Source organism: Streptomyces sp. NPDC053048, from assembly GCF_044547045.1.
Lineage (GTDB): Bacteria > Actinomycetota > Actinomycetes > Streptomycetales > Streptomycetaceae > Streptomyces.
On sequence record NZ_JBITZS010000001.1, the window covers coordinates 1042498 to 1068217 of the forward strand.

Here is a 25720-nt window from a genome sequence, read left to right on the forward strand (position 1 = left end):
CGCGGGGCCGGCGGGTCCAGTGAGGAGCGCGCGATGAGCACGGCCGTGGTCGGCATGATCGCCGGCATGGCGCTCGGATTCGCCGGGTACTTCGGCGGATTCGGGGCCTTCCTGCTGGTGGCGGCGCTGGGCGCCGTCGGTTTCGTCGCGGGCCGGTTCCTCGAGGGGGACCTGGAGCCCGGCGACTTCTTCCGCCCGCGCGACGGACGCGGGAGGTAGGGCGTGCGGCCGCCACGCGCGGTGGAGCCCGCCGAGCGCGGCGCGACCCGCATCGCCGACCGCGTCGTCGCCAAGATCGCCGCACAGGCGGCGCGCGAGGCGCTCGGCGAGCCGTCCGCGACGGACCACGAGCCCCCGCACGCCTCCGTCACCGTCCACGACGGCTCCGCCCGGATCGGCGTGTGGGTGGAGCTCGGCTACCCGACGGACATCGGCGCCCGCTGCCGCGCGGTACGCCGGCGGATCACCGAGCGGGTGAAGGGGCTGGCGGGGATGGACGTCCCGGAGGTGATGATCACAGTGGAGCGGCTGCACTCGGCGCACGGGGACCGCACGGGCGGGGAGCGGGTGCGATGAGCGAACAGGTGCCACTGGAGAAGGACGCCCCCGGACCGCCGGACGAGCCCGCCCCCGCCGCCCCCGCCGCGCGCCGCTTCCGCTCGGCCCGCCGGGTGCCCGCCGCACTCGTCGCGGCCGGCCTCCTGGGCGCCACCGGCATCCTCCTCTACGACGTCGCCGCCGTACGGGCCGGCCGTCCCGCCCTGGGCTGGCGCCGCCGCCTGGCCCACCAGCTCGCCACCCGCCACCTCGACGACCCGTGGGTCGTCGCGGCCGCCGCGGCGGCCGTCGTGCTGGGCGCCTGGCTGATCACACTGGCCGTCACGCCCGGACTGCGCCGGATCCTGCCGATGCGCGGCGAGTCCCCGGACGTACGCGCCGGACTCGACCGCACCGCCGCCGCCCTGGTGCTGCGCGACCGGGCGATGGAGGTCGCCGGGGTGCGGTCCGTACGCGTCGACGTCGGCCGCCGCGTCGTCCGGGTCCGGGCCCAGTCGCACTTCCGCGACCTGGACGAGGTGCGCACGGACGTGAACTCCGTACTGGCCGAGGGCGTACGGGAGATGGGCCTGGCACGGGAGCCCTCGTTGTCCGTGCGCGTCGACCGCCCCGCGAAGAGGTGAGCGCCCGGTGCTGAGGGCCGTCAACCGGATCCTGCTGGCCCTGGCCGGTCTCGTGCTGCTGGCGCTGGGCGCCGCCGTGCTCACCGGCGCCCTCGACCTGCAGCGGCACTGGGGCTTCACGCTGCCCGCCGCCTGGCCCTTCGACGGGCCCGGCGACGTACTGCTGGGCGAGGCGGACCGGCGCGGGTGGAGCGGGCGCGGCTGGTGGTGGCCGGCCGTCATCACCGCCCTGGCCGTGCTCGTCCTGCTGTCCCTGTGGTGGCTGCTCGCCCAGATGCGCCGTCGCAGGCTGCGCGAGGTGACCGTCGACAGCGGCGACGGCGCGACGGTGGTGGTGCGCGGCCGGGCTCTGGAGGAGGCACTGGCCGCCGAGGCGCGGGCGCTGGCCGGGGTCGACCACGCCCTGGTCGCGCTCACCGGCAGGCGCTCCGCCCCCGCGGCGCGCGTCGTGCTCACCCTCGCCCCGCACGCCCGGCCCGCCACGGCCCTGCGCGGGCTGGGCGCCGAGGTCCTGCGCCACGCCAGGACCTCCGTCGGGCTGGCGCGCCTGCCGGCGGAGGTCCGGCTGCGCGCGGTGCGCCACCGCGCGGAGCGCGTGGGGTGAGCGGGGCGGGTTCAGAAGCCGTGCCGGGCACCGCCGTCGACGGGCAGCATCACTCCGGTCAGGTACGAGGCCGCCGGCGACAGCACGAACGCCGCCACCTTGCCGAACTCCTCCGGGTTGCCGTACCGGCCCAGCGGGATCGTCGCCGAGCGGCGGGCCCGGCTCGCCTCGGGATCCCCCGAGAGCGCGTCGAGCTCCCGCATCCGGTCGGTGGCGATCCGGCCGGGCAGCAGCCCCACGACCCGGATGCCGCGCGGGCCCAGGTCCACCGACAGCGACTTCGCGAAGCCCGCCAGGCCCGGCCGCAGCCCGTTGGAGATCGCGAGCCCGGGGATCGGCTCGTGCACCGAACCCGACAGGACGAAGCCGATCACGCCGCCCTCGCCCAGCTCGGCGGCCGCCGTGCGGGCCAGCCGGACCGCGCCGAGGAAGACGGAGTCGAAGGCCGCCCGCCACTGCTCGTCGTCGTTGTCGGCCGCCGAACCGGGCGGCGGGCCGCCGACGCTGATCAGGATGCCGTCGAAGCGCCCGAAGCGCTCGCGCGCGGTGGCCACGAGGCGTTCGGCCGCCGCAGGGTCGGCGTTGTCCGCGCAGACCCCGACGGCATTCGGGCCGATCTTCTCCGCCGCCGCGGCCGCCGTCGCCCCGTCGCGCCCGGAGACGACCACCCGGGCGCCCTCGGCGGCCAGTTCACAGGCGGTGGCGAAGCCCAGCCCACGGCTCGCACCGGTCAGGACGTACACCCGGTCCCTCAGTCCAAGATCCATGCGGTCAGTGTGCCGTCTCCGCACCCGTCAGGAGAAGGGCGGTGCCCACGAGAGCGATGTGGCTGAACGCCTGGGGGAAGTTCCCCAGCTGCCGGCCCACCACGGGGTCGTACTCCTCGGCGAGCAGCCCGACGTCGTTGCGGACGGCCAGCAGCCGCTCGAACACCTCGCGGGCCTCCTTGTGCCGGCCGGTCAGGCACAGCGCGTCGGCCAGCCAGAACGAGCAGGCCAGGAACGCGCCCTCGCCGCCGGGCAGGCCGTCCACGGGGCTGCCCTCGAGGGTGTAGCGGTGGACGAATCCGCCCTGCTCCAGCTCCCGCCGGACCGCCTCGATCGTGCCGGTCACGCGCGGGTCGCCGGGCGGCAGGAAGCCGGTGCGGGGGATGAGGAGGGTGGCCGCGTCCAGTTCACGCGAGCCGTAGTACTGGGTGAAGGTGCCGCGGTCCGCGTCGAAGCCCTGTTCGCAGACCTCGCGGTGGACCTCCTCGCGCAAGGTGCGCCAGCCGTCGAGGTCACCGCTGAGGCCGGGGTCGTTCTCCAGGGCGCACACGGCCCGGTCGGCGGCGACCCAGGCCATCACCTTGGAGTGCACGAAGTGGCGGCGCGGGCCGCGGACCTCCCACAGCCCGGCGTCGGGCTCGCGCCAGTGGTCCTTGAGGAATCCGAGCATGCTGCACTGGATGTTCCAGGCGAGCGGTTCGGTGCCGCGCCCGCCGCCGCGCGGGACCGCGTGCAGGGAGTCGACGACCTCGCCGTACACGTCCAGCTGCAGCTGGGTGACGGCGGCGTTGCCGATCCGCACCGGGAAGGACCGCTCGTAGCCGGGCAGCCAGTCCAGCACCGTCTCGGGCAGCCGGCGCTCGCCCCCCAGCCCGTACATCGTCTGCAGGTCGGCCGGGTCGCCGGCGGCCGCGCGCAGCAGCCAGTCGCGCCAGGCGGCGGCCTCGTCCTCGTAGCCGACGGCGAGCAGCGAGTTGAGGGTGAGGGTGGAGTCGCGCAGCCAGCAGTGGCGGTAGTCCCAGTTGCGGACGCCGCCGATCTCCTCGGGCAGCGAGGTCGTCGGCGCGGCGACGATGCCGCCGGTGGGTGCGTAGGTGAGGGCCTTGAGCGTGATCAGGGAACGGAGGACGGCCTCGCGGTGGGGGCCCCGGTAGGCGCAGCGCGCCGCCCAGGCCCGCCAGTCCTCCAGGCTGTGGCGCAGCGCTTCGTGCGGGTCGACGAGCGGGGGCCGGGGCTCGTGGGAGGGGTGCCAGGTGAGGACGAACGCCACCCGCTGCCCGGCGTCGACGGTGAACTCCGAGCAGGTGCTGAGGTCCCGGCCGTAGGTGGGCACGGGCGGCTCGCTGCGCAGCCAGGCCGAGTCGGGCCCGGCGACGGCGACGCGGTGGTCGTCCAGGCGGCGCACCCAGGGGACGACATGGCCGTAGTCGAAGCGCAGCCGCAGCACGCCGAGCATGGCGACGGATCCGCTGACGCCCTCGACGACGCGCACCAGGTCGGGGGCGCGGTCGCGCTGCGGCATGAAGTCGGTGACCTTGACGGTGCCGTCGTCGGTCTCCCAGACGGACTCCAGGACGAGGGAGTCCTCGAGGTAGGCGCGGCGGGTGCAGTCCCCGGCGCCGGCGGGCGCGAGCCGCCAGTGGCCGTTGTCCGGGCCGCCGAGGAGGGCGGCGAAGCAGGCGGGGGAGTCGAAGCGGGGCAGGCACAGCCAGTCGATGGAGCCGTTCCGCCCGACCAGGGCCGCGGTCTGCAGATCGCCGACGATCGCGTAGTCCTCGATGAGTGCCACGCGAGGCGCCTTCCCGGATCGCGCGGGGGCTACTCGGAGGAAGGGGCTGTCCGGGCGACTTCGGCGTCCGGTGCGGCGGTGGCGGGCTCGCCGACCTCAGCGTCTGCCGCTGCCGCCGCGGCGGCAGCGGCGCGGTCGCGGCGCTCGCGGCGGACCAGGATGAACCAGCCCACGGGCACGAAGGCGGCGAACAGCCACCACTGCACGGCGTAGGCCATGTGCGGGCCGATGCTGCTGTGGTCGGGGGCGCCGACCGGGCGCGGCTGGTCCTTGCCCGGGGCCTCGGTGAGTTCGACGTAGCCGCCGAGCAGCGGGCGCTTCAGCTCCTCGGCGCGCTGCTCGCTGTTGATGAGCATCACCTGGCGGGGCGGCAGGCCCGCGGTGTTCTTGATGCCGCTCGCCGTGGTCTCGTCCGCCCGCAGCCGGCCGGTGACGGTGACCTTGCCGGTGGGGGCGGCGGGCACGTCGGGGAACTTCGTCAGATCGCCGCCGGCCGGGACCCAGCCGCGGTTGACGAGGACGGCGCGGCCGTCCGCCATCACCAGCGGGGTGAGGACGAAGTAGCCCTGGTTGCCGTCGCCGTCGGTGCGCATCCGCACGACGACCTCGCCCTGGGGGTCGTAGGTGCCGCTCGCGGTGACCGTGCGCCAGACCGCGTCGCGCGCCACGGTGCGTCCGGGCGCGGCCAGCTCGGTCACGGGGACCGGGTCGGCGGACAGGCTCCGGGCGATCTGGTCGTTGCGCGCTACCCGGTGCTCGTGGCGGTGGAACTGCCAGAAGCCCAGCTGGATCATCGCCGGGATGAGGGCGAGCCCCACGAGAGTGGTGATCACCCACTGCCGGGACAACAGGAAGCGGTACACCCTTTGACGGTACCTGGTGGGGTTCGCCCCACGGGCGGCGGGTGCCCGCGAGTGCTATGCGGGCTTATGTGGCTTTTTTAGGGTTTCGTCCCGGCCGGGGCGATATGGGACAACAGCTGTATGAACGCCGCCTCGTCGACCACCGGCGTCCCGAACGAGCGGGCCTTGACGGTCTTGGAGGTGGGGGACTCCGGGTCGTTGGTGACCAGCAGGCTCGTCAGCCGGGACACGCTCGTGGCCACGTGCAGCCCCGCCTCGACCGCCCGGTCCTCCAGCAGCTCCCGGTCGACGGAGGTGTCGCCGGAGAACGCCACCCGCATGCCCTGCACCAGCCGGCCGCCCGGCGCGTAGCGCCCCGGGTTGGGGTACGGGCAGGCCGGGCGCCTGCGGCTGGGCCGCCAGGTGCCGGACCGGTACGACGGCTGGTAACCGATCCTCGCCGAGGACGCGGCCGGCGACGGGCCGTCGGACCACTCCGTCAGCGGCTGGCAGGCCAGCAGTGGCAGCCGCAGGTCCTTCTCGGCCGCCAGGTGCAGGCTCGGCCGGAACGCCTCGGCCAGCACCCGGGCGTCGTCCAGCGCGTGGTGGGCCCGCTGCTGCACGACGCCGTAGTGGGCGGCCAGCGACTCCAGCTTGTGGTTGGGCAGCGGCAGCCCCAGGTCCTTCGACAGGGCGATGGTGCACAGCCGCTGGCGGACCGGGGCGGTCACCCGCGCGCGGGCGTACTCGCGGGCGATCATCGACCAGTCGAAGGCCGCGTTGTGCGCGACGAGCACCCGCCCGTCCAGCCGCTTGGCGAACTCGTCCGCGATCTCCGGGAACAGCGGCGCGTCGGCGAGGACTTCGGAGGTGAGCCCGTGAATCCACACCGGGCCGGGGTCGCGCTGGGGGTTGACCAGCGTGTACCACCGGTCCTCCACCCGGCCCCGGGCGTCCAGCTGGTAGACGGCGGCCGACACTATCCGGTCGTCCCGGGCGAGCCCGGTGGTCTCCACGTCGACGACCGCGTATCCCTGCGGATACGCGGCCGGCCACGGGGTGGGCGATGCGGCGTCGGTGCGGTCTTCGAGCATGGTCCAAGAGCTTAAGGGCCGCCGCTGACAACGCCGCAATCCGGCCGCGGACCCGCGGCCCGCGGACTGCCGGGATCAGGCCAGATCCGTGCCCGCCCCGAGGGCCGGCCGCCGCGCGCCCGGTGTCACCCGGACGGTGAACACCGGTCGGCGGCGACGGCTGCCCCGCACCATCGGTGGCCCCGGCACCGAACCCGAGGTAACACTCTTCGGTACCCGAGGGTAACAACCCCTAGCCGCAGGCCAGTCGGCCCGTTTATGGTGCGGCCATGCCACACCTCCCCGATGTCGTGCTGTGGTCCGTACCCGCCTTCGTCCTGCTCACCGTGCTGGAGTTGGTGAGCTACCGGCTCCACCCCGACGACCGCTCCGAGGGCTACGAGGCCAAGGACGCGGCCACCAGCATCGGCATGGGGCTGGGCAGTCTCCTCTTCGACGCGCTCTGGAAGATCCCCATCGTCGCGGTCTACACGGCCGTCTACGAGCTCACGCCCCTGCGGGTGCCCGTCCTGTGGTGGACGCTGCCCCTGATGCTCCTCGCCCAGGACTTCCTCTACTACTGGTCGCACCGCGGCCACCACGTCGTCCGCGTCCTGTGGGCCTGCCACGTGGTGCACCACTCCAGCCGCAAGTTCAACCTGACCACCGCGCTGCGCCAGCCGTGGACGTCGCTGACGGTCTGGCCGTTCTACCTGCCCATGATCGCGCTCGGCGTGCACCCGGCGGCGGTGGCGTTCTGCTCGTCGGTCAACCTCGTCTACCAGTTCTGGGTGCACACCGAACGGGTCGGCAAGCTGCCCCGGCCCTTCGAGTACGTCCTGAACACCGCCTCCCACCACCGCGTGCACCATGCCTCGCAGGGCGGCTACCTGGACCGCAACTTCGGCGGCATCCTGATCGTCTGGGACCGGGTCTTCGGCTCCTTCGTCCCGGAGGGCGAACGTCCGGTCTACGGGCTGACGAAGAACATCGACACCTACAACCCGCTGCGCGTGGCCACCCACGAGTACGCGGCCATCGCCCGCGACCTCCGGGCCGCCCGCGACTGGCGCGAAAGGGCCGGGCGCGTCTTCCGGGGGCCGGGCTGGCAGCCGGCGCCGCCGCCGGCGGTCTCCCCGGCCGAGGCCGGACCCAACGCCCCCGCCGCCCCCGCCGCCCCCGCCGTGCCCGAGCGGGCCGCGTGAGAGCGGCCCGCGAGGCGGCACCGGCCGCGCTCGCCGTCACGCTGGGGGCGGTGGCGGCCGTCCACCTGGGCGCGCTCCTCGCGCACGCCACCACCCTCGCCCAGGTGACCAAGCCCGCCCTGATGCCGCTGCTGGCGGCCCACGTCCTCGCGCGCGGCGGCCCGCGCCTGCTCGCCGCCGCCCTGCTCCTCGGCTGCGGCGGCGACACCCTGCTGCAGACCGGCCGGGAGACCCTCTTCCTGGTGGGCATGGGCTCCTTCGCCGCCGGGCACGTCTGCTACCTCGTGCTGTTCGCCCGGCACGGCAGTCCGGGCGGCGCCCGCACCCGCCGGCTCGCGGCGGGCTACGCCGTCGCCTGGGCGGTGACGGTCGCACTGCTGTGGCCCGGCCTGGAGGCGGGACTGCGGGTGCCCGTCGTCCTCTACAGCCTGCTGCTGACCGCGATGGCGCTCGGCGCGACCCGGGCCCGGCTGTGGGCCGGGGCGGGCGGCGCGCTGTTCCTGCTGTCGGACACGCTCATCGCCGGCGGACTGGCGCGGTGGCCGCAGGCACCCGTGCCCCAGTTCTGGATCATGCTCACCTACATCGCCGCCCAGTGCCTGCTGGCCCAGGGGGTGCTCACCTGCGCCGCGCAGACGGAAGGGGCCGGGCGGCGTCCGCCCGGCCCCTCGTCCCGATCCGGCAGGCGTCAGTCCTGGACCGCCGCCAGGGCGTCCACGATGCCGTAGCCGTAGAAGCTGTTGACGTTCTTGTTGCCGGTGCAGGTGGCCTTCCACTTACCGGTGCCGTCCGGGTCGTACGCGGTGGTCGGGCAGCCGGGGTTCTTGGCCTGGGCCTTCAGGAGCCACTGGATCTCCTGCGGGCTGGACTTGGGGTGCGTGCTCTTCAGCAGCGCCGCCACACCCGCGACGTGCGGGCCGGCCATCGAGGTGCCCTGCAGGTAGGCCCAGTCGCCGCCCGGCATGGTGGAGAGGATGCCGCCCTCCTTGGCGGGGGCGTCCGGCACCTGCATGGTGTCGCCGCCGGGGGCCGCGACGTCGACGGCCTTGAGGCCGTAGTTGGAGTAGAACGACTTGGCGGACTTCACGCCCGTGGCGCTCACGGTGACGACGCCGTCGAGCTGCGCCGGGACGTCGAGGCAGACCTTGGGGTCGATCTTGCGCGCCGGCGGCTTGGAGCCGGTGTCGTTCGGGCTGGAGTCGTCGGTGATCTCCTTGGCCGCGAGGTCGAAGTTGGAGTTGCCCGCGGAGGCGACGTTGACGACGCCCTTGTCCTGGGCGTACTTCGCGGCCCGGCCGACCGCGTCGGCTATCGCCTTCTGGTCGAAGTTGTCGGGGCAGTTGAACATCCACGGGTCGACGTAGTAGCTGTTGTTCGTCACCGCGGCGCCGCGGTCGGCGGCGAAGACGAAGGCGCAGACCACGCTCTCCGCGTAGAAGAGGCTGTTGCCCGGCGTGCTGACCTTGATGCCGGAGACCTTCACGCCAGGGGCGACACCGGCCACGCCGACGCCGTTGCGGGCCGCGGCTATGGAACCGGCCACGTGCGTGCCGTGGTAGTCCTCCTTCGGGTCGAAGGGGCGCCACGCGCCGGCGCTGGTGTCGGCCTTGCCGGAGACGCAGCTGGCGGACTGGCTCGCGGAGAAGTTCGGGGCGAGGTCGGGGTGGGTGTCGTCGACGCCGGTGTCTATGACGGCGACGGTGACGTTCTTGTTGCCCGGGTTGACCTTGGCGGCCTTGTCGGCGCCGATGGCGGGGAGGTCCCACTGCAGGCTCTCCAGCGGCTCCTTGCCGGTGCCGGCGGTGCGGGCCAGGGACTTGGCGCCGTCCTTGGTGAGCTTCAGTCGCTCCGGCTTGCCGTACTCGGTGGTGGCCGCCGACTTCAGCGGGGCGGTGCGGGTGGCACCCGCCGACTGCACACCGGGCACCGCGCGCAGCGTCTTGCCGAACTCGGGGTTCTTCGAGTGCGCGACGATGACGCCGATCTTGTCGTAGGAGACCACGACGGTGCCGCCGGCCTGCTTGACGGCCTTCTTCACCTTGGTCAGAGTGCCGCGGTCGGTGCCGGTGTTGACCACGTACGACAGCAGCGGACCGTCCGTCGTGACGGCCGCCCGCGCGGCCGTGGTGTCCTGCGGGGCGGCCGAGGCGGCGCCGGGCAGGAAGCCGAGGGAGGCGGTGAGCGCCAGTCCGACGGGGGCCGCCAGCAGGGCGTGCCGGCGTCTGGAACGCAGCTGAGCCATGGGTTCTCCACATCATCAGGAAATCCGCCCGGACGCATGGGCGCGCACGGGCGGGTACATGACGAGTGAAGCTAGCGCCGATCATGGCGCCGGGCAATGAATTCATCCAGAAATAACAATGGGAAGGAATGACTCCGCACCTGGTGACGGCGCGTCAGGGGCGCGCGGCCGTCCGGAAGAACGGCCGGATCGGGACGGGATGCCCCGGTCGCACCGGCCTCCGGCACGGGAGCCGTCAACCTGACGCTCCCGAACGGGCGCCGGCCGCCGGTTGAGCGGGCAGAGGCCGGGGCAGTGCTCACACCAGGGTCAACGAGCCCGGAGCCGGGCGGCTTTGCCCGGCGTGACGAACGCTGCGGTATTCAACGATCAACCCCCTGTCGCATACTGCGGTGTCCCTCTACGATGCGTGATCCCAGTCACAGGATCGGCTCGCGCTCCGTAATCACCTGTCAGGAGAGACCGTGGACTCTGAAGAGGCCGTGGGCACCACACCGACCACATCGAAGGGCCCGGACGAGCCCGTTCGACCCACCATTCCCGCTCAGCCCGACCGGTTCACCGACGTACAGACCAGCGGGGAATTCGGCGAACTGCGCCGGGCGCACCGCTCCTTCGCCTTCCCCCTCACCGTCGCCTTCGTCGCCTGGTACCTGCTCTACGTCCTGCTCTCCAATTACGCGGGCGAATTCATGGACACCACGGTCGTCGGCAACATCAACGTCGCCCTGGTGTTCGGGCTGGCGCAATTCCTCACCACCTTCCTCATCGCCTGGTGGTACTCGCGGCACGCCGCGGCGAACATCGATCCGAAGGCCGAGGCCCTCAAGGCCCGTATGGAGGCGGCGGAATGAGCACGAGCACCACCGCCCTGCTGGGTGCCACCGCACAGCCGCTGGCCGCCGGGGGCGCCGGCGAACACCGCACCCTGATCATCACGCTCTTCTCGGTCTTCGTCGCCATCACCCTCGCCATCACCGTGTGGGCCGGCCGGCAGACCAAGGACGCCACCGACTTCTACGCCGGCGGCCGCTCCTTCACCGGATTCCAGAACGGCCTCGCCATTTCCGGCGACTACATGTCCGCCGCGTCCTTCCTGGGCATCGCCGGCGCCATCTCCCTCTTCGGATACGACGGTTTCCTCTATTCCATCGGATTCCTCGTCGCCTGGCTGGTCGCCCTGCTGCTCGTCGCCGAGCCGCTGCGCAACTCCGGCCGTTTCACCATGGCCGACGTTCTCGCCCACCGGCTGAGGCAGCGGCCGGTGCGCACCGCCGCGGGCACCTCCACCATCGTGGTCTCGATCTTCTACCTGCTGGCCCAGATGGTCGGCGCCGGCGCCCTGGTGGCACTGCTGCTGGGTGCCACCGGCGAGGGATCGCGGCGCTGGATCATCGTCCTGGTCGGCCTGGTGATGGTCCTCTACGTGACCATCGGCGGCATGAAGGGCACCACCTGGGTGCAGATCGTCAAGGCCGTCCTGCTCATCGCCGGCACCCTGCTGATCACGGTCCTGGTCCTCACCAAGTTCAACTGGAACCTCTCCACCCTGCTCGGCCGGGCCGCCGAGGAGAGCGGCAAGGGCAAGGCCTTCCTCGAGCCGGGCCTGCAGTACGGCAAGGACGGCACCTCCAAGCTCAACTTCATCTCGCTCGGCCTGGCGCTGGTGCTGGGCACCGCCGGGCTGCCGCACATCCTCATCCGCTTCTACACCGTGCCCACCGCCCGCGCCGCCCGTACGTCCGTGAACTGGGCGATCGGCATCATCGGCGCCTTCTACCTGATGACCATCGCGCTCGGCTTCGGCGCGGCGGCCCTGGTCGGCCCGAAGGCGATCACCGCCTCCAACGAGTCCGGCAACACCGCGGCGCCCCTGCTCGCCCAGGAGGTCGGCGGCGGCGCCGGATCCACCGGCGGGGCCATCCTGCTGGCCGTGATCTCGGCCGTCGCCTTCGCCACGATCCTCGCCGTGGTCGCGGGCCTGACCCTGGCCTCCTCCGCCTCCTTCGCCCACGACCTGTGGGCCAACGTCATCCGGCGCGGCAGGACGAGCGAGAAGGAGGAGATCCTCACCGCCAAGGTCGCCGCGATCGTCATCGGCGCGATCTCCATCGTGCTGGGCATCTTCGCCCACCGGCTCAACGCCGCAGCCCTGGTCGCCCTCGCCTTCGCCGTCGCCGCCTCGGCCAACCTCCCCACGATCCTCTACAGCCTCTTCTGGAAGCGCTTCACCACCCGGGGCGCCCTCTGGTCGATCTACGGCGGCCTGATCTCCTCCGTCACCCTGGTGATCCTCTCCCCGGTCGTCTCCGGCAACCCCAAGGCACTCTTCCCGGGCCTGGACTTCGACTGGTTCCCGCTCGCCAACCCCGGCCTGGTCTCCATTCCGCTCGGCTTCCTGCTCGGCTGGGCCGGCTCCCTGCTGTCGAAGGAAGCCCCTGATCAGCAGCAGAAGTACGCCGAACTGGAGGTCCGCTCCCTGACGGGCTACGGGGCGCACTGAATCCCCGTACGGAATCCCGTACGGCCCCTTCCCCGGACGATCGCGTACGCTGCCACGAAGCGAAGACGAACGAGAGTTCCAGTCCGGCGGGAGGGGCCGCATCATGCTGATGGACACCTACGGCCGTGTCGCCACCGACCTGCGCGTCTCCCTGACCGACCGCTGCAACCTGCGCTGCACCTACTGCATGCCCGAAGAGGGCCTGCGCTGGCTCGCCAAGCCCGACCTGCTCACCGACGACGAGATCGTCCGCCTGGTCCGCGTCGCCGTCACCGCCCTCGGTGTCACCGAGGTCCGCTTCACCGGCGGCGAGCCCCTGCTGCGCCCCGGCCTGGTCTCCATCGTCGAACGCTGCGCCGCCCTCGCCCCCCGCCCCCGGCTGTCGCTCACGACCAACGGCATCGGCCTCGCCCGCACCGCACGCGCCCTGAAGGACGCCGGGCTGGACCGGGTCAACGTCTCCCTCGACACCCTGCGCCCCGAGGTCTTCGCCGCCCTCACCCGCCGCAAGCGCCTCCACGACGTCCTCGACGGACTGGCCGCCGCCCGCGCCGCCGGACTGACGCCCGTCAAGGTCAACGCCGTGCTGATGCCCGGCCACAACGCCGACGAGGCCCCCGACCTGCTCGCCTGGGCCGTCGAGAACGACTACGAGCTCCGGTTCATCGAGCAGATGCCCCTCGACGCCCAGCACGGCTGGAAGCGCACCGGAATGATCACCGCCGAGCAGATCCTGGCGAGCCTGCGCACCCGCTTCGACCTCACCCCCGAGCAGGCGGACGAGCGCGGCTCCGCGCCCGCCGAGCGCTGGATCGTCGACGGCGGCCCGGCCCGCGTCGGCGTCATCGCCTCCGTCACCCGGCCCTTCTGCGCCGCCTGCGACCGCACCCGGCTGACCGCCGACGGGCAGATCCGCACCTGCCTGTTCGCCACCGAGGAGTCCGATCTGCGCACGGCACTGCGCTCCGGAGCCACGGACGAGGACCTCGCGCGGCTGTGGCGGATTGCGACGCGGGGCAAGAAGGCGGGCTCGGGCCTCGACGACCCCGCGTTCCTGCAGCCCGCGCGCCCGATGTCAGCGATCGGAGGCTGACGCCTCCCACTCCTCCAGGGTCACCACGTCCTTGAGGAAACCGCGCAGGCCAAGGAAGTTGGACAGGTGCTCGCGGTGATCGTCACAGGCCAGCCAGGTCTTGCGGCGCTCGGGCGTGTGCAGCTTGGGGTTGTTCCACGCCAGCACCCACACCGCGGCGGCACGGCAGCCCTTGGCGGAGCAGATCACGGCATTCTCGGGGGAGTTCACCCCTCGACTCTACGACGTCCGGATCTTGCCCGGTCCGCCGGACACGGCGACGCCGGGCAGCCACGGGGGGAGCCGCCCGGCGTCGGTCTGTCGCTCCGACGGGGGATGCGGAGCGCCTACGAAGTATGTCACGGGGGGCCCTACGGGGGGCACCGATCCACATGATTGATCTGAGGTTTTCTTGAGCTTGTCACACCGCTCCGGGACCGCCCGCCCGGAACCGGAGGATCAGCCGTGGTCAGGTCCCTGATCACGCCGGGAGGAGCGATCGTCTTCCGGGACGGATTCCGCCCCGCCCGCCGGCGGGCCGGCCGTCAGCACCGGCCGGGTGGGCGCCGGAACGAACGTGCCCGGCAGCGAAGGGGCGTTCTCCCGGCCCGCGTTGGCTATCACCACCGCCACATAGGGCAGCAGCGCGCCCAGGACCAGCGTGCCCACCGCCACGTAACGCTCGATGTTCCACAGGACCACGGTCAGCACCACGGACAGCGTGCGGATGCTCATCGAGATCACATACCGGCGCTGGCGCCCGCGGACGTCCTCCGTCAGGCCCCTGCGGGCCCCGGTGATCCGGAAGGTCTCGTTACCGCCCGGCTTCCGCATCACATTCCACCACCCGACTGCCGCGCCGACGCCCTTCGGGCTTGTACGTACCCCACGTTACGCCGCGGCCCGTCGGCGGACGAGACCGGGTCACCCGCCGGATGGCTCGCGCACAGGCGCCCGACGTGCGCGTACGGCGTACGGACCACTCCGACGTGCGCCGTAGGGGGTGCGGACCCACACTGACGGAGCACGCCACATCGCCCGGACCGAGGAGGCGGCATGGACTGGTTGTGGGCAATCATCGTCGGCCTTGTCCTGGGCCTGATCGCCAAGGCGGTCATCCCCGGCAAGCAGCAGATCCCGCTCTGGCTCACGATCATCTGCGGCATGATCGGCAGCCTGCTCGGCAACTGGGCGGCCACCGGACTGGGTGTCGAGGACACCAAGGGCATCGACTGGATCCGGCACCTGCTCCAGCTGATCGGCGCGATCGTCGTGGTCGCCGTCGGCGACCGGCTGTGGGTCGGGATGCGCGGCAACCGGCACCGCGCCACCTGACCCCTCACCCGACGCGACCGCACACAGGCGAAACGGGGCGGCCGGCACGCGTCACGCGCACCGGCCGCCCCGTTCGGCACAGGGAGCAGGGGTCGACCAGGCGGTCGACCAGGGGTTACAGCCCGCGCAGCTCGGCGATCCTGCGGCCGGCCTTGAGGTAGACACCGCTCACCTCGCGCCCGGCCAGCAGCTCACGGGTCACCTCGGCCAGCGGCCGGATGGCGTCGGCCTCGGCCAGCACCACGGCCTCCTGGCCGCCGTCGGCCTCGAGGACCAGCCGCAGGCCGTTCTGCTTGGCCACCCGGCGGGCGGCCGAAGCGCTCGGCTGGAAGCCCAGCACCTTGCTGAGCACCGCCGTGGCCGGCTCCGCACCGTGCTCGGCCAGGTCCACCACCGGCGTCTCGACGTCGGTGAAGCTCTTCTTCGAGAACTGCGCGACGAAGCCCGCACGCGCCGCCATCGCCGCCTCCACGCCGTACAGCGCGGCCACGACCTCGCCCGCCAGGACCTTCTTCAGGTCCATCGGGTGCAGCGACTTCTCCTCGACGCGGGAGAGCACGAGCGCGATCTCCGCGTCCGTCCACTCCGTCCAGGCCTTCAGGTACGGCTCCATCAGCCGGTCCGGCACCGACATGATCTTGCCGAAGACGTCGTCGGCGGGCGCCGAGAGACCCACGTAGTTGCCCTTGGACTTGGACATCTTCGCGCCCGTGCCGTCGGTGCCCTCGATCAGCGGCATGGTGACCACGAGCTGCGGCTTCTGCCCGTGCACCTCCATCAGCTTGCGGCCCATCTGCAGGTTGAGCAGCTGGTCCGCGCCCCCGAGCTCCACGTCGCAGTCCAGCGCCACCGAGTCCAGGCCCTGCGCGATCGGGTACAGCAGCTCCGACATCGTCAGGCCCGAGCCGGCCGCCAGCCGGTTGCGGAAGTCCTCGCGCTGCAGCAGCTGCGAGACCGGCACCTGCGAGAGCAGGCCGAGCAGCTTGGGGAAGGTGTAGGGCGCCAGCCACTCGCTGTTCTGGACGAACCGGACCTTCTCGAAGTCGAAGAAGGGCCGGACCTGCTCGCGGTAGCCCGCCAGGTTCGCGGCGATGTCCTCGTCGGTCAGCGGCGGACGCTCCGCCGTGCGGCCCGTCGGGTCGCCGATCTTGGCGGTGAAGTCACCGATGAGCAGGGTGACGTCGTGGCCCATCCGCTGGAACCGGCTGAGGATGATCACCGGCACGGCGTGCCCGAGGTGCACGTCGGCGGCCGTCGGGTCGATGCCCAGCTTGATGCCCAGGCCCTTGCCCTCGGCCCGGCGCTGCTCGATCCGCTCGGCCAGCTTGGCCACGCCCGGCAGCACCTCGACGGTGCGCGAGGCGATCAGCTCGGCCTGGTCCTTCGCCGGCAGGTCCGTCAGGTCCAGATAGCGCCTCGCCTTCGTCTCCGTGAGCAGCTGCTCCACGGTCGAGTCGGTGGAGAGGTCCTGCGCCAGCAGTGCGCTGGCGCGCGCGACGGAGTCGCCGAGGCGTGTCATCGTGGCGTTCCTGTAGTGGGTTGTCGGACAAAGGACAGGTCGAGTCTATTTGCTCGGGGGACTTCCTTCCCCGCCGGTCACACGCCCCGGCTCACCGAGCTCATGTTGAAGTCGGGAATCCGCAGCGCCGGCATCGCCGCCCGGGTGAAGTAGTCCCCCCACTCGCGCGGCAGCGTCGGCTCGGTGCGGCCCGCCTCGGTGGCGCGGGAGAGCAGCGAGACCGGGGACTCGTTGAAGCGGAAGTTGTTCACCTCCCCGACGACCTCGCCCTTCTCCACCAGGTACACCCCGTCCCGGGTCAGCCCGGTCAGCAGCAGCGACGCCGGATCCACCTCGCGGATGTACCACAGGCAGGTCAGCAGCAGGGCCGGACCGTCGTGGCCGCTCGCGGCGACCATCTCCGCCAGGGACCGGGTGCCCCCGCCGTCCAGGATCAGGTTGTCGGTGTACGGGGTCGTGGGCAGCCCCGTCAGCCCCGCGCTGTGCCGGGTGGTCAGCAGGTGCTCGAGGACCCCCTCGCGGATCCACTCGGTGGCCGCGATCGGCAGACCGTTGTCGAAGACCGACGCGTCGTCGCCCGAGCTGCCGGCGAGCACGAACGGCGCGCACTCCAGGCCCGGCGCGTGCGGGTCGCTGCGCAGCGTCAGCGGCAGCCGGGAGAGCTTCTCCCCGATCCGGGTGCCGCCACCGGCCTTGGAGAAGACGGTGCGGCCCTCGGCCGCGTCCCGGGCCGCGGCCGACCACTGCTGGTAGACCAGCAGGTCCGCCACGGCCGTCGGGGGCAGCAGCGTCTCGTACCGCCCGGCCGGCAGCTCGAGCCTGCGATTCGCCCACGCGAGCCGCTCGGCGAGCTCGGCGTCCATCGCGCCGGGATCCACGTCGGTGAAGTCCCGGGTGGACCGGCCCGCCCAGGCCGAGCGGGTGCGGTCGGGGGACTTGGCGTTCAGCTCCAGGGTGCCGGTGGGCTGGTCGTGGCGCAGCCGCAGGCCCGCCGAGGTGCCCAGGTAGCTGGAGGCCATCTCGTGGCGGGCGAAGCCGTACAGCTCGCGCCCCTGGGAGCGGGCGCGGGCGAAGGCCTCGCCGAGGGCCGGCGCGAAGGCGTCGAAGACGGCGGAGGAGGTCTCGGCGGGCGCGTCGGTGAACGCGGGGGAGTGCGGGACGCCCGTCACCAGCGGCTGCGCGTCCTCGGCGGGCCCCGCCTCGCGGGCGGCGGCTTCCGCCGCCCGCACCAGCGGCTCCAGATCGGCGGCGGTGACCGCGGACCGGGTGACCACGCCGGACGCGGTGCCCTCGGCCCCGTCCACGGTGGCGACGACGGTGACGTTCCGCCCGCGGGTGACGCCGTTGGTGGTCAGGGCGTTGCCGGCCCAGCGCAGATTGGCGGTGGACTCCTCGCTCGCGATCACGACGCACCCGTCGGCACGGGAGAGCTCGAGGACCCGCTCGACGATCTCGTGGGGCTTCGTGGTGTTCCGCGGGCTCACTGACCGGCCTCCTGCGTCGTGTTCAGGCTGTGCTTGCCCGGGGGGCGACCCCCGGACCCCCGGCCGTTCCCGTGCTCGCCGCTCACTGACCCGCCTCCTGCGTCGTATTGAGAATGTTGACGCCCTCGAAGAGGGCGGACGGGCAGCCGTGCGAGACCGCCGCCACCTGGCCCGGCTGGGCCTTGCCGCAGTTGAAGGCGCCGCCCAGCACATAGGTCCGCGGACCGCCCACGGCCTTCATCGAGCCCCAGAAGTCCGTGGTCGTCGCCTGATAGGCGAAGTCCCGCACCTGCCCCCGCAGCCGGCCGCCGCGGATCGCGTACGCCCGCTGCCCCGTAAATTGAAAGTTGTACCTCTGCATGTCGATCGACCACGACCGGTCGCCGACGATGAAGATGCCGTTCTCCACCCCGGAGATGAGCTCCTCCGTCGACGGCCCGTCCGCCGCCGGGCGCAGCGAGACGTTCGCCATCCGCTGCACCGGCACGTGCGAGGGCGAGTCGGCGTACGCGCAGCCGTTGGACCGCTCCCGGCCCGTCAGCCGGGCGATCCGGCGGTCGGTCTGGTAGCCGACCAGGACGCCGTCCTTGACCAGGTCCCAGGACTGGGCGGCCACGCCCTCGTCGTCGTAGCCGACGGTCGCCAGGCCGTGCTCGGCCGTGCGGTCACCGGTGACGTTCATCAGCGGCGAGCCGTAGCGCAGCGTGCCCAGCAGGTCGGGGGTGGCGAACGAGGTGCCGGCGTAGGCGGCCTCGTAGCCCAGCGCCCGGTCCAGCTCGGTGGCGTGGCCGATCGACTCGTGGATCGTCAGCCACAGGTTGGACGGATCCACCACCAGGTCGTACGTGCCCGCCTCGACGGACGGCGCCCGCATCTTCTCGGCCAGCAGCGAGGGGATCTCCGCCAGCTCGGCGTCCCAGTCCCAGCCGCCGTCGCCCGTCAGGTACTCCCAGCCGCGCCCGACCGGTGGGGCGAGCGTGCGCATCGAGTCGAAGCCGCCGGTGGCCGGGTCCACGGCCACGGCCGTCAGCTGCGGATGCAGCCGCACCCGCTGCTGGGTGGTGACGGTGCCCGCCGAATCCGCGTAGAACTTGTTCTCGTGGACGGTCGTCAGGGTCGCGTCCGCGTGCGCCACCTCCTCCGCCGCCAGCAGCCGCTCGCTCCAGTCGGCCAGCAGCGCCGTCTTCTCGGCGTCCGGCACGGCGAAGGGGTCGACCTCGTACGAGGACACCCAGGTGCGCTCCGCGTGGACGGGCTCGTCCGCCAGCTCCACCCTCTCGTCCGAACCGGCGGCCGCGATCACCTTGGCCGACAGCTTGGCCATGGCCACCGCCTGCGAGGCCACCCGGGCGGCGGCGTCCATGGTCAGGTCCACGCCGGACGCGAAGCCCCACGTCCCCCCGTGCACCACCCGCACCGCATACCCCAGGTCGGTGGTGTCCGAGGACCCCGCCGGCCGGGCGTCCCGCAGCCGCCACGAGGCGCTGCGCACCCGCTCGAAGCGGAATTCCGCGTGCGAGGCGCCCAGCGCGCGGGCCCGCGCGAGAGCGGCGTCGGCCAGCGGCCGCAACGGCAGCGCGAGGAAGGACGGGTCGATCTCATGCGGCACAGTCCACTCTCCTTGTCGTCATGTGACCGCAGTGAACCACGGCCCCCGCCGCCGCAGCCGGGTTCTGTAGAGATCCAACAGTGACCGCCCATCCCCCCTGTCGCAGGTCGATTGCTTCTTCGGGGACGTCTACCGATACGTTCTGTGTAGTCCAGCAGTACCGATGGATACGTAAACGGAAGGGTGATCCTGTGAGCCGCTCGGTTCTCGTCACCGGAGGAAACCGGGGCATCGGCCTCGCCATCGCGCGCGCCTTCGCCGATGCGGGGGACAAGGTCGCCTTCACCTACCGCTCGGGCGAGCCGCCCGCCGAGCTCCTGGAGCTGGGGTGCCTCGCCGTCAAGTGCGACATCACCGACCCGGAGCAGGTCGAGAGCGCGTACAAGGAGATCGAGGAGAAGCACGGCGCGGTGCAGGTGCTGGTGGCCAACGCCGGCGTCACCCGTGACCAGCTGCTGCTGCGCATGTCGGAGGAGGACTTCACCTCGGTGGTGGAGACCAACCTGACCGGCACCTTCCGCGTCGTCAAGCGCGCCTCGAAGGGCATGCTGCGCGCCCGCAAGGGCCGCGTGGTGCTGATCTCCTCCGTGGTCGGCCTGATGGGCTCGGCGGGCCAGGCGAACTACGCCGCCTCCAAGGCCGGCCTCGTCGGCTTCGCCCGTTCGCTCTCCCGTGAGCTGGGCTCCCGCAACATCACCGTCAATGTCGTCGCGCCCGGGTTCGTGGACACCGACATGACCCGCGTGCTCACCGACGAGCAGCGCGCGGACATCGTCGGCAACGTCCCGCTGGGCCGCTACGCGCAGCCCGAGGAGATCGCCGCCTCGGTCCGCTTCCTCGCCTCCGAGGACGCCGCATACATCACCGGAGCCGTCATTCCCGTAGACGGCGGATTGGGCATGGGTCACTGATCGACATGAGTGGAATCCTCGCAGGCAAGCGCATCCTGGTCACGGGTGTCCTCACCGAGTCGTCCATCGCCTTCCAGGCCGCCAAGGTCGCCCAGAACGAGGGCGCCGAGGTCATCCTGACCGGCTTCGGCCGCCTGTCCCTGGTGGAGCGCATCGCCAAGCGCCTGCCCAAGGAAGCGCCGGTCATCGAGCTGGACGTGACCAACCAGGAGCACCTGGACGGGCTGGCCGGCAAGATCCGCGAGCTGCAGGGCGAGGACGCCCGGCTCGACGGCATCGTGCACTCCATCGCCTTCGGCCCCCAGGGCGCCTTCAACTTCCTCGAGGCGAGCTGGGAGGACGTCTCCACGGCCGTCCAGGTCTCGGCGTACTCCTACAAGTCGCTGGCCATGGCCCTGCGGCCGCTGATGGGTCCGGGCGCCTCGATCGTGGGCCTGACCTTCGACGCCCAGATCGCCTGGCCGAAGTACGACTGGATGGGTGTGGCCAAGGCCGCGCTGGAGTCGACCAACCGCTACCTGGCCCGCGACCTCGGCCCCGAGGGCATCCGCTGCAACCTGGTCTCCGCCGGCCCCATCAAGTCGATGGCCGCCAAGTCGATCCCCGGCTTCGAGGAGCTCGCGGACGTCTGGAACCACCGCGCCCCCATCGGCTGGGACCTGGCCGACCCGGAGCCGGCCGGCCGCGGTGTCGTCGGTCTGCTGTCGGACTTCTTCCCCCGCACCACGGGCGAGATCGTCCACGTCGACGGCGGCGTGCACATGATGGGTGCCTGACGCCCGTAGCGCCCCTGCCACCCGCAGCGCTTCCGATGCCCGTCCCGGCCTCCCGCCGGGGCGGGCATCGCGCGTTCCCGGGCCCCTGTGGCGCCCCGGGTCGTGCGGTGCGGGCATCGCCCGCACACTGGTGGCCAGGGAGGAGGTACCAGAGGAGGTACCAGGTGACGCGCTTCCCGATATGCCGCGCGGCGGCGCTGCTGCTGGCGACCGCCGCCCTGTCCGGTGCCCAGGCCACCGCCGCCGGGCACGGCGCCGGGCCGCGTCCCGCGCCGGAGCCGCGGCGCGAGGCGGAGTGCCACACGCGCGTGCACGGCTCCCACGCCCGGTCCGACTGCTTCAACGGCGACTCCCGCCCCGACCGCGTCCAGCTGCACGTGGTGTGCGCCCGCTGGTGGGATCCCGCCATGGACACCGCCCAGGTCACCGTCGGCCCCGCCCGCCACGTCGAGCTGACCCGGCGCTGCTGGCTGGAGATCCGCAGGGCCTGGGTGACGCACACGCCCGGGTGACGACGCGGGGGAGGGGGGTGGGAGACTGTTGCCATGCCCGTCCTCGACGAGAACCCCAAGAACGGCCAGAAGGCCCTGCTGACCATCCTCGGCGTGATGCTCGGCATCACCGTCGTCATCGGCGTCATCGCCACCATCGCCTCCCCCTGACGGACGGCCTGACGACGGCCTGACGACAGCCCCGGCGGCGGGCCGCCCGCGGCCGGCCCGTGGTGGGGCTGGCCCCACCATCCCCTAGGGGGCCAGTGTCAGGGGCGAGTGGGTAGGTTGCCGGATGGGCGGCGGCGGCCGCGCTCCGTAGGTTCGAAGTACACCGCGACGCGGCGGTGCACCGAACCGCTCGGAGGCGATTCACATGTCCGCCGGCAGGCAGGCCCCCGTCACCGCCCGTCCCCGTCCCCGCCCGCAGGCCCGGCTGCCCTGGTGGGCCCTGGCGCTGCCCGCCGCCGCGTTCGTGACCCTGTTCTGGCTGCTGTCCTCGCCCGCCTCGGCCCACGACGGCCCCGCCCCGGCGGGCGGCACGATCACGCGCGTGGTGCAGCTCGTGCAGCACACCGCCGCGCGCTGGGCGCCGTGACGGCCGGGCGCCGTGCGCGCCGTGCGCTCCGGGGCACCACCCTGCCGGGGCATGCCTGCCAACACCCCGCGCCTCGCCGTACGTTTCATGCGAAGCTGGACGGCATGAGCTCCGAACCGACCCGCAGGATCGTCATCCTCCGGCACGCCAAGGCCGAATGGTCCGACGGCGACGACCACGAACGTCCGCTCGCCGACCGCGGCCGCAAGGACGCCCCGGTCGCCGGCCGCTGGCTCGCCGGTTCCGGCGTCACCCCCGACCTGGCCCTCTGCTCCACCTCCGCCCGCACCCGCGAGACCTGGAAGCTGGCCGTCTCCGAACTGCCGGAGCGCCCCCGGACGGTCTACGAGGAGCGGATGTACGAGGCGTCCCTTGGTGAGCTGATCGCGCTGCTCAACGAGGTCTCCGACGAGGTGCGCGACCTCGTGCTCATCGGCCACAACCCCGGCATGCACGCGCTGGCCGACGCCCTGGCGGGCGAGTCCGACGGCGACCTGCTGCCGCGGATGAACCGTTCCGGCTTCCCCACCTCCGCCATCGCGGTGCTGACCTTCACCGGCTCCTGGAAGTCCGTCGAGCACGGCGTGGCACGGCTCGTCGCCTTCTGGGCGCCGCACGCCTGAACCCGCCCGCGGGCGGCCTCACTCGTGGGTGTTGGCCGCCTCGACCTCTTCGCGGGTGACACCCAGCAGATAGAGCACGGTGTCCAGGAACGGCACGTTCACGGCCGTGTGCGCCGCCTCGCGGACCACGGGCTTGGCGTTGAACGCCACACCCAGGCCCGCCGCGTTGAGCATGTCCAGGTCGTTGGCGCCGTCGCCGACCGCCACCGTCTGCGCCAGCGGCACCCCCGCCTCCGCCGCGAACCGGCGCAGCAGCCGGGCCTTGCCCGCCCGGTCCACGATCTCGCCGGTCACCCGGCCGGTCAGCTTGCCGTCGACGATCTCCAGCGTGTTGGCGGAGGCGAAGTCCAGCCCCAGCCGCTCCCGCAGATCGTCGGTGACCTGGGTGAACCCGCCGGAGACCACGCCGACCTGGAAGCCCAGCTGCTTCAGCGTCCTGATCAGCGTGCGGGCGCCCGGCGTGAGCCGCACCTCGGCCCGCACCTTCTCCACCACCGACGCGTCCAGCCCCGCCAGCAGCGCCACGCGCGCGTGCAGGGACTGTTCGAAGTCCAGCTCGCCGCGCATCGCCTGCGCGGTCACCTCGGCCACCTCCGCCTCGCAGCCCGCGTGGGCCGCGAACAGCTCGATGACCTCGTCCTGGATGAGCGTGGAGTCCACGTCCATCACCACCAGCCGCTGCGCCCGGCGCTGCAGACCGGCCGCCACCACCGCCACGTCCACGCCCAGCACCGCCGATTCGGTGGCGAGCGCCGTGCGCAGCTTCTCGGTGTCCGTGCCCGACACCGCGAACTCCACCGCCGTCACCGGGTACTTGGCGAGGCGGAAGATGCGGTCGATGTTGCCGCCGGTGTCGGTGATGGTGGCCGCGATGGCCGCCGTCGACTCCGCGGTGAGGGGGTGGCCGAGCACGGTGACGTGGGAACGGCCCGTGCCGCGCGGCCGGTTGTCGCCCCGCCCGGAGATGATCTCCGTCTGCAGGTGCATCGACTCCGCCCAGCTGTGCACGGTCGCCCGCAGCGCGCCCTCCGTCACCCCGCCCCCGGTGGGGGCGGTGACCAGCGCGCACAGGGTGATCCGGCCCCGTGTGACGATCTGCTCGATGTCTATGACGTCCACGGCGTAGGCGGCGAGGGTGTCGAAGAGCCCGGCGGTGATGCCCGGCCGGTCCTTCCCGAAGATCTTGACCAGGAGGGTCGGGTCGTCTTCGCCTGTGACGGCGGTGGCAGGCGGGGTCTGCGATGCGCTCATGGTGGTTCCTACGGTATCCGGCCCCGTGCCGGACCCGTACACGTGTCCCGGCTGCCGGACACCGCCGCCCGTGCCCGGGGCGTGTCCTACCGGCGGCCCCCGGGCGGTGGCGGCGGCCGCTCGTCCGGCGGCGGCACCGGAGAGGAACCGTAGGTGTAGCGGGGCCGCTGCCGCGGCATCGGAGGCAGCGGCGGGGGCTTGCCGGTCTGGGTCGGCGCGCTGTACGGATCGTCCCCCGGCTGCCGCAGGTAGGGGTTGGTGTCCGCCCGCGCGGGCCGGTAGCCCGGCGAGGGGCTGTACGGGCCCGGCCGGTACGCCAGGTCGGGGTAGGTACGGGCCCCCGCGCCCGCGCCGGCGCCCGCCCCGCCCCGGGCGAACGGCGCGGCCCGCCGCCCCGCCGCCCCCGCCGCGTACGCCAGCAGCCCCCCGGCGAAGCCCGCGACCAGCCCCCACACCGCGCCCAGCGCGAGCGCGAGCGGCACGCTGCCGCGCAGCTCCAGGCCCGCGCCCATGGCGTCGATGCCCAGGACCGACAGGGACGCGTCCGCCTTCACCCGGGTCGCCAGCACCAGCAGCGGCAGCGCCACCGCCGTGGCCGCGCCCAGCGACAGCCCGCACCGCCCGGCGAAGCCGGCCGCACCGGCCCGCCCCCGGGGCGTACGCGCCGCCGTGAGCACCCCGGCCGCAAGCATCAGCAACCCGCACCCCATGGACAGCAGCCACACCAGCGGCTCCAGCTCGGCGAGCCGCGCCACCGACACCGATCGATCGCTGCTCATGCGCAGCAGGTCGTCGAGCGGATGGGGCAGCATCTGCAGCAGCGACCCGCTCGCCATGCCCCGCAGCGGCACGAACAGCCCCAGCGGCACCCCCAGCCAGACCCCGTTGGGCGCCCCCAGCAGCGCCGCGCCGGCCACCCTGCCCGGGTGGCCGTCACCCGCCGCCGCGAACACCGCGGCCGCCAGCCCCGCCACCACCGAGAGCACCAGCACCGCGCGCAGCGCCGAGGCCGCCGGGCGGATGCCGCGGTGTGCCGCCTCCCAGCCGCGCGGCACCGGGGCCCGGCGGGACGTGAGCACCGTGACCAGCAGGACGCCCAGCACCCAGACCAGCCCGCCCAGGAGCGAGGGGCCGGTGCGCACGGAGAAGCCGACGGACGCCTTGGCGTCGGCGAGGTCCTTCAGACGGTCGGTGAGGCCACCGCCGATGTCCCCGAGGTCGCCGAGGCCGGGTATCTCCAGCCCCGGGCTCCGCGTCCCGCCTCCCGGCGCCGGCCCGAGCGCGCTGCCGTCGAAGGTGACGGTGGACGAGCCCGCCCAGGCCAGCCCGCCGAGGATCAGGACGAACAGGACGGTCACCGCCCCCGCCCGCACGGCCAGCTCCGTCAGGCGTACGGTCGGCCCCGAGCCGCGCAGCGACCGGGCGAAGACCCAGCCGAGCAGCAGCGCCCCTACCAGGCTCACGCCCAGTGGCGCGATGTCGATGGTGGTGTGCGCCCCCGCGCCCGTCAGGCCGAATGCTTCGACGGAGCCCGACGGGGTGATGGACCCGCCGACCGCCAGGACGACCACGGCGGCGGTCATCGGGCCCAGGGAGCCGGCGGCGTCCGCCCCCAGCAGATGCAGGCCCAGCGCCGCGACTCCGGCCATGGCGAGGAAGGCCCAGCTCACGGCGGCGATCGCGGTGAGGAGCAGATCCGCGCCCCGTGCCGCGCGGCTGCCGCTGGTCATGGTCATCGCGATCCCCCGGTCCATACCAGTTGCCCGGATGCTCATGATCCGTGCGCATCCATCGCTTCCATGGGCGGTTACTACTGTCAGGGCGTGTTTCGCATCGGTCAACGGC

28 protein-coding genes are annotated in these 25720 nt (G+C 72.9%); 16 read left to right on the plus strand and 12 right to left on the minus strand.

The genetic code is table 11. The features are described 5' to 3' along the window. Nucleotides 1–33 precede the first annotated feature (33 nt). Genes ACIG36_RS04990 through amaP form a run of 4 tightly spaced genes read left to right on the plus strand, consistent with a single transcriptional unit; the run spans nt 34 to nt 1785 of the window. Entirely contained in the window at nt 34–219 is a 186-nt protein-coding gene (locus ACIG36_RS04990) for a hypothetical protein (RefSeq protein WP_399921946.1), read from the plus strand. A 3-nt stretch (nt 220–222) separates the two neighbouring features. Beyond that, nucleotides 223–576: an Asp23/Gls24 family envelope stress response protein gene (locus ACIG36_RS04995; RefSeq protein WP_399921949.1), complete on the plus strand. Its 354-nt coding sequence runs from the start codon at nt 223–225 to the stop codon at nt 574–576. Further along, nucleotides 573–1181 (plus strand): DUF6286 domain-containing protein, encoded by a 609-nt coding sequence (locus tag ACIG36_RS05000; protein WP_399921952.1) that lies wholly within the window; start codon nt 573–575, stop codon nt 1179–1181. The genes ACIG36_RS04995 and ACIG36_RS05000 overlap by 4 nt, the downstream gene beginning before the upstream one ends. 7 nt (nt 1182–1188) lie before the next feature. Next, complete coding sequence (amaP, locus tag ACIG36_RS05005) at nt 1189–1785, plus strand: alkaline shock response membrane anchor protein AmaP (protein WP_399921955.1); 597 nt, start codon at nt 1189–1191, stop codon at nt 1783–1785. Between the two features lie 11 nt (nt 1786–1796). Here the strand turns inward: amaP and ACIG36_RS05010 are convergent, their stop codons facing one another. From ACIG36_RS05010 to ACIG36_RS05025, 4 genes are all read right to left on the minus strand, one after another. Further along, the gene (locus tag ACIG36_RS05010; RefSeq protein ID WP_399921958.1) at nt 1797–2552 is read right to left on the minus strand and encodes an SDR family oxidoreductase; all 756 of its coding nucleotides are present in this window, start codon (nt 2550–2552) and stop codon (nt 1797–1799) included. A 4-nt stretch (nt 2553–2556) separates the two neighbouring features. Beyond that, nucleotides 2557–4341, minus strand: coding sequence for a glycoside hydrolase family 15 protein (locus ACIG36_RS05015; protein WP_399921960.1), 1785 nt, complete (start codon nt 4339–4341; stop codon nt 2557–2559). Between the two features lie 29 nt (nt 4342–4370). Further along, nucleotides 4371–5204, minus strand: a complete 834-nt coding sequence (locus tag ACIG36_RS05020; RefSeq protein ID WP_399921963.1) for an SURF1 family protein — start codon at nt 5202–5204, stop codon at nt 4371–4373. A 77-nt stretch (nt 5205–5281) separates the two neighbouring features. Continuing rightward, entirely contained in the window at nt 5282–6277 is a 996-nt protein-coding gene (locus ACIG36_RS05025) for a DEDDh family exonuclease (RefSeq protein WP_399921966.1), read from the minus strand. Nucleotides 6278–6546: 269 nt separating this feature from the next. Here ACIG36_RS05025 and ACIG36_RS05030 point away from each other — a divergent pair, with 269 nt between their 5' ends. Continuing rightward, entirely contained in the window at nt 6547–7461 is a 915-nt protein-coding gene (locus ACIG36_RS05030; protein ID WP_399921969.1) for a sterol desaturase family protein, read from the plus strand. Continuing rightward, complete coding sequence (locus tag ACIG36_RS05035; RefSeq protein ID WP_399921972.1) at nt 7458–8189, plus strand: lysoplasmalogenase; 732 nt, start codon at nt 7458–7460, stop codon at nt 8187–8189. The genes ACIG36_RS05030 and ACIG36_RS05035 overlap by 4 nt, the downstream gene beginning before the upstream one ends. Here ACIG36_RS05035 and ACIG36_RS05040 read toward each other — a convergent pair. Next, nucleotides 8150–9703, minus strand: a complete 1554-nt coding sequence (locus tag ACIG36_RS05040; protein ID WP_399921974.1) for a S8 family serine peptidase — start codon at nt 9701–9703, stop codon at nt 8150–8152. The genes ACIG36_RS05035 and ACIG36_RS05040 overlap by 40 nt on opposite strands. A gap of 536 nt (nt 9704–10239) precedes the next feature. Here ACIG36_RS05040 and ACIG36_RS05045 point away from each other — a divergent pair. The 3 genes from ACIG36_RS05045 (at nt 10240) to moaA (ending at nt 13299) form a co-directional block, all read left to right on the plus strand. Beyond that, nucleotides 10240–10557 (plus strand): DUF485 domain-containing protein, encoded by a 318-nt coding sequence (locus tag ACIG36_RS05045; protein ID WP_399922229.1) that lies wholly within the window; start codon nt 10240–10242, stop codon nt 10555–10557. Then, nucleotides 10554–12206, plus strand: a complete 1653-nt coding sequence (locus tag ACIG36_RS05050; RefSeq protein ID WP_399921977.1) for a cation acetate symporter — start codon at nt 10554–10556, stop codon at nt 12204–12206. Before ACIG36_RS05045 ends, ACIG36_RS05050 begins: the two co-directional genes overlap by 4 nt. Before the next feature lie 103 nt (nt 12207–12309). After that, nucleotides 12310–13299, plus strand: a complete 990-nt coding sequence (gene moaA, locus ACIG36_RS05055; RefSeq protein WP_399921980.1) for a GTP 3',8-cyclase MoaA — start codon at nt 12310–12312, stop codon at nt 13297–13299. Here the strand turns inward: moaA and ACIG36_RS05060 are convergent. Both ACIG36_RS05060 and ACIG36_RS05065 read right to left on the minus strand, forming a co-directional pair. Then, nucleotides 13282–13509, minus strand: coding sequence for a hypothetical protein (locus ACIG36_RS05060; protein ID WP_399921983.1), 228 nt, complete (start codon nt 13507–13509; stop codon nt 13282–13284). The two genes, moaA and ACIG36_RS05060, sit on opposite strands and share 18 nt — an antisense overlap. Nucleotides 13510–13737: 228 nt before the next feature. Next, nucleotides 13738–14112, minus strand: a complete 375-nt coding sequence (locus ACIG36_RS05065; RefSeq protein ID WP_399921986.1) for a DUF3099 domain-containing protein — start codon at nt 14110–14112, stop codon at nt 13738–13740. A 222-nt stretch (nt 14113–14334) separates the two neighbouring features. On the opposite strand from ACIG36_RS05065, the gene ACIG36_RS05070 reads away from it, so the two are divergent. Then, complete coding sequence (locus ACIG36_RS05070; protein ID WP_399921989.1) at nt 14335–14613, plus strand: GlsB/YeaQ/YmgE family stress response membrane protein; 279 nt, start codon at nt 14335–14337, stop codon at nt 14611–14613. A 115-nt stretch (nt 14614–14728) separates the two neighbouring features. On the opposite strand, the gene tyrS is transcribed toward ACIG36_RS05070, so the two are convergent. The 3 genes from tyrS to ACIG36_RS05085 form a co-directional block, all read right to left on the minus strand. Beyond that, nucleotides 14729–16132, minus strand: a complete 1404-nt coding sequence (gene tyrS / locus ACIG36_RS05075) for a tyrosine--tRNA ligase (protein WP_399921992.1) — start codon at nt 16130–16132, stop codon at nt 14729–14731. 77 nt (nt 16133–16209) lie between these two features. Next, nucleotides 16210–17616, minus strand: coding sequence for a metallopeptidase TldD-related protein (locus ACIG36_RS05080; RefSeq protein ID WP_399921995.1), 1407 nt, complete (start codon nt 17614–17616; stop codon nt 16210–16212). Nucleotides 17617–17698: 82 nt separating this feature from the next. Continuing rightward, the gene (locus tag ACIG36_RS05085; protein ID WP_399921998.1) at nt 17699–19225 is read right to left on the minus strand and encodes a TldD/PmbA family protein; all 1527 of its coding nucleotides are present in this window, start codon (nt 19223–19225) and stop codon (nt 17699–17701) included. A gap of 191 nt (nt 19226–19416) precedes the next feature. On the opposite strand from ACIG36_RS05085, the gene fabG reads away from it, so the two are divergent. From fabG to ACIG36_RS05115, 6 genes are all read left to right on the plus strand, one after another. After that, nucleotides 19417–20136 carry a 3-oxoacyl-[acyl-carrier-protein] reductase gene (gene fabG, locus ACIG36_RS05090; protein WP_399922001.1) on the plus strand — a complete coding sequence of 240 codons (720 nt, stop codon included), beginning with the start codon at nt 19417–19419 and terminating at the stop codon, nt 20134–20136. Between the two features lie 5 nt (nt 20137–20141). Beyond that, nucleotides 20142–20912, plus strand: coding sequence for an enoyl-ACP reductase FabI (gene fabI, locus ACIG36_RS05095; RefSeq protein ID WP_399922004.1), 771 nt, complete (start codon nt 20142–20144; stop codon nt 20910–20912). A gap of 164 nt (nt 20913–21076) precedes the next feature. Next, a complete protein-coding gene (locus ACIG36_RS05100) occupies nt 21077–21424 on the plus strand; it encodes a hypothetical protein (RefSeq protein ID WP_399922007.1) in 348 nt (115 codons plus the stop codon). Between the two features lie 33 nt (nt 21425–21457). Next, nucleotides 21458–21574, plus strand: a complete 117-nt coding sequence (locus ACIG36_RS05105) for an SGM_5486 family transporter-associated protein (RefSeq protein WP_361898397.1) — start codon at nt 21458–21460, stop codon at nt 21572–21574. A 205-nt stretch (nt 21575–21779) separates the two neighbouring features. Further along, the gene (locus tag ACIG36_RS05110) at nt 21780–22001 is read left to right on the plus strand and encodes a hypothetical protein (protein WP_399922010.1); all 222 of its coding nucleotides are present in this window, start codon (nt 21780–21782) and stop codon (nt 21999–22001) included. Nucleotides 22002–22105: 104 nt separating this feature from the next. Further along, nucleotides 22106–22624 carry a SixA phosphatase family protein gene (locus tag ACIG36_RS05115; RefSeq protein WP_399922013.1) on the plus strand — a complete coding sequence of 173 codons (519 nt, stop codon included), beginning with the start codon at nt 22106–22108 and terminating at the stop codon, nt 22622–22624. A gap of 18 nt (nt 22625–22642) precedes the next feature. Here ACIG36_RS05115 and serB read toward each other — a convergent pair whose 3' ends face one another. Beyond that, nucleotides 22643–23875 (minus strand): phosphoserine phosphatase SerB, encoded by a 1233-nt coding sequence (gene serB, locus ACIG36_RS05120; RefSeq protein WP_399922015.1) that lies wholly within the window; start codon nt 23873–23875, stop codon nt 22643–22645. An 86-nt stretch (nt 23876–23961) separates the two neighbouring features. Further along, entirely contained in the window at nt 23962–25650 is a 1689-nt protein-coding gene (locus ACIG36_RS05125; protein ID WP_399922018.1) for a streptophobe family protein, read from the minus strand. Nucleotides 25651–25720: the final 70 nt, after the last annotated feature.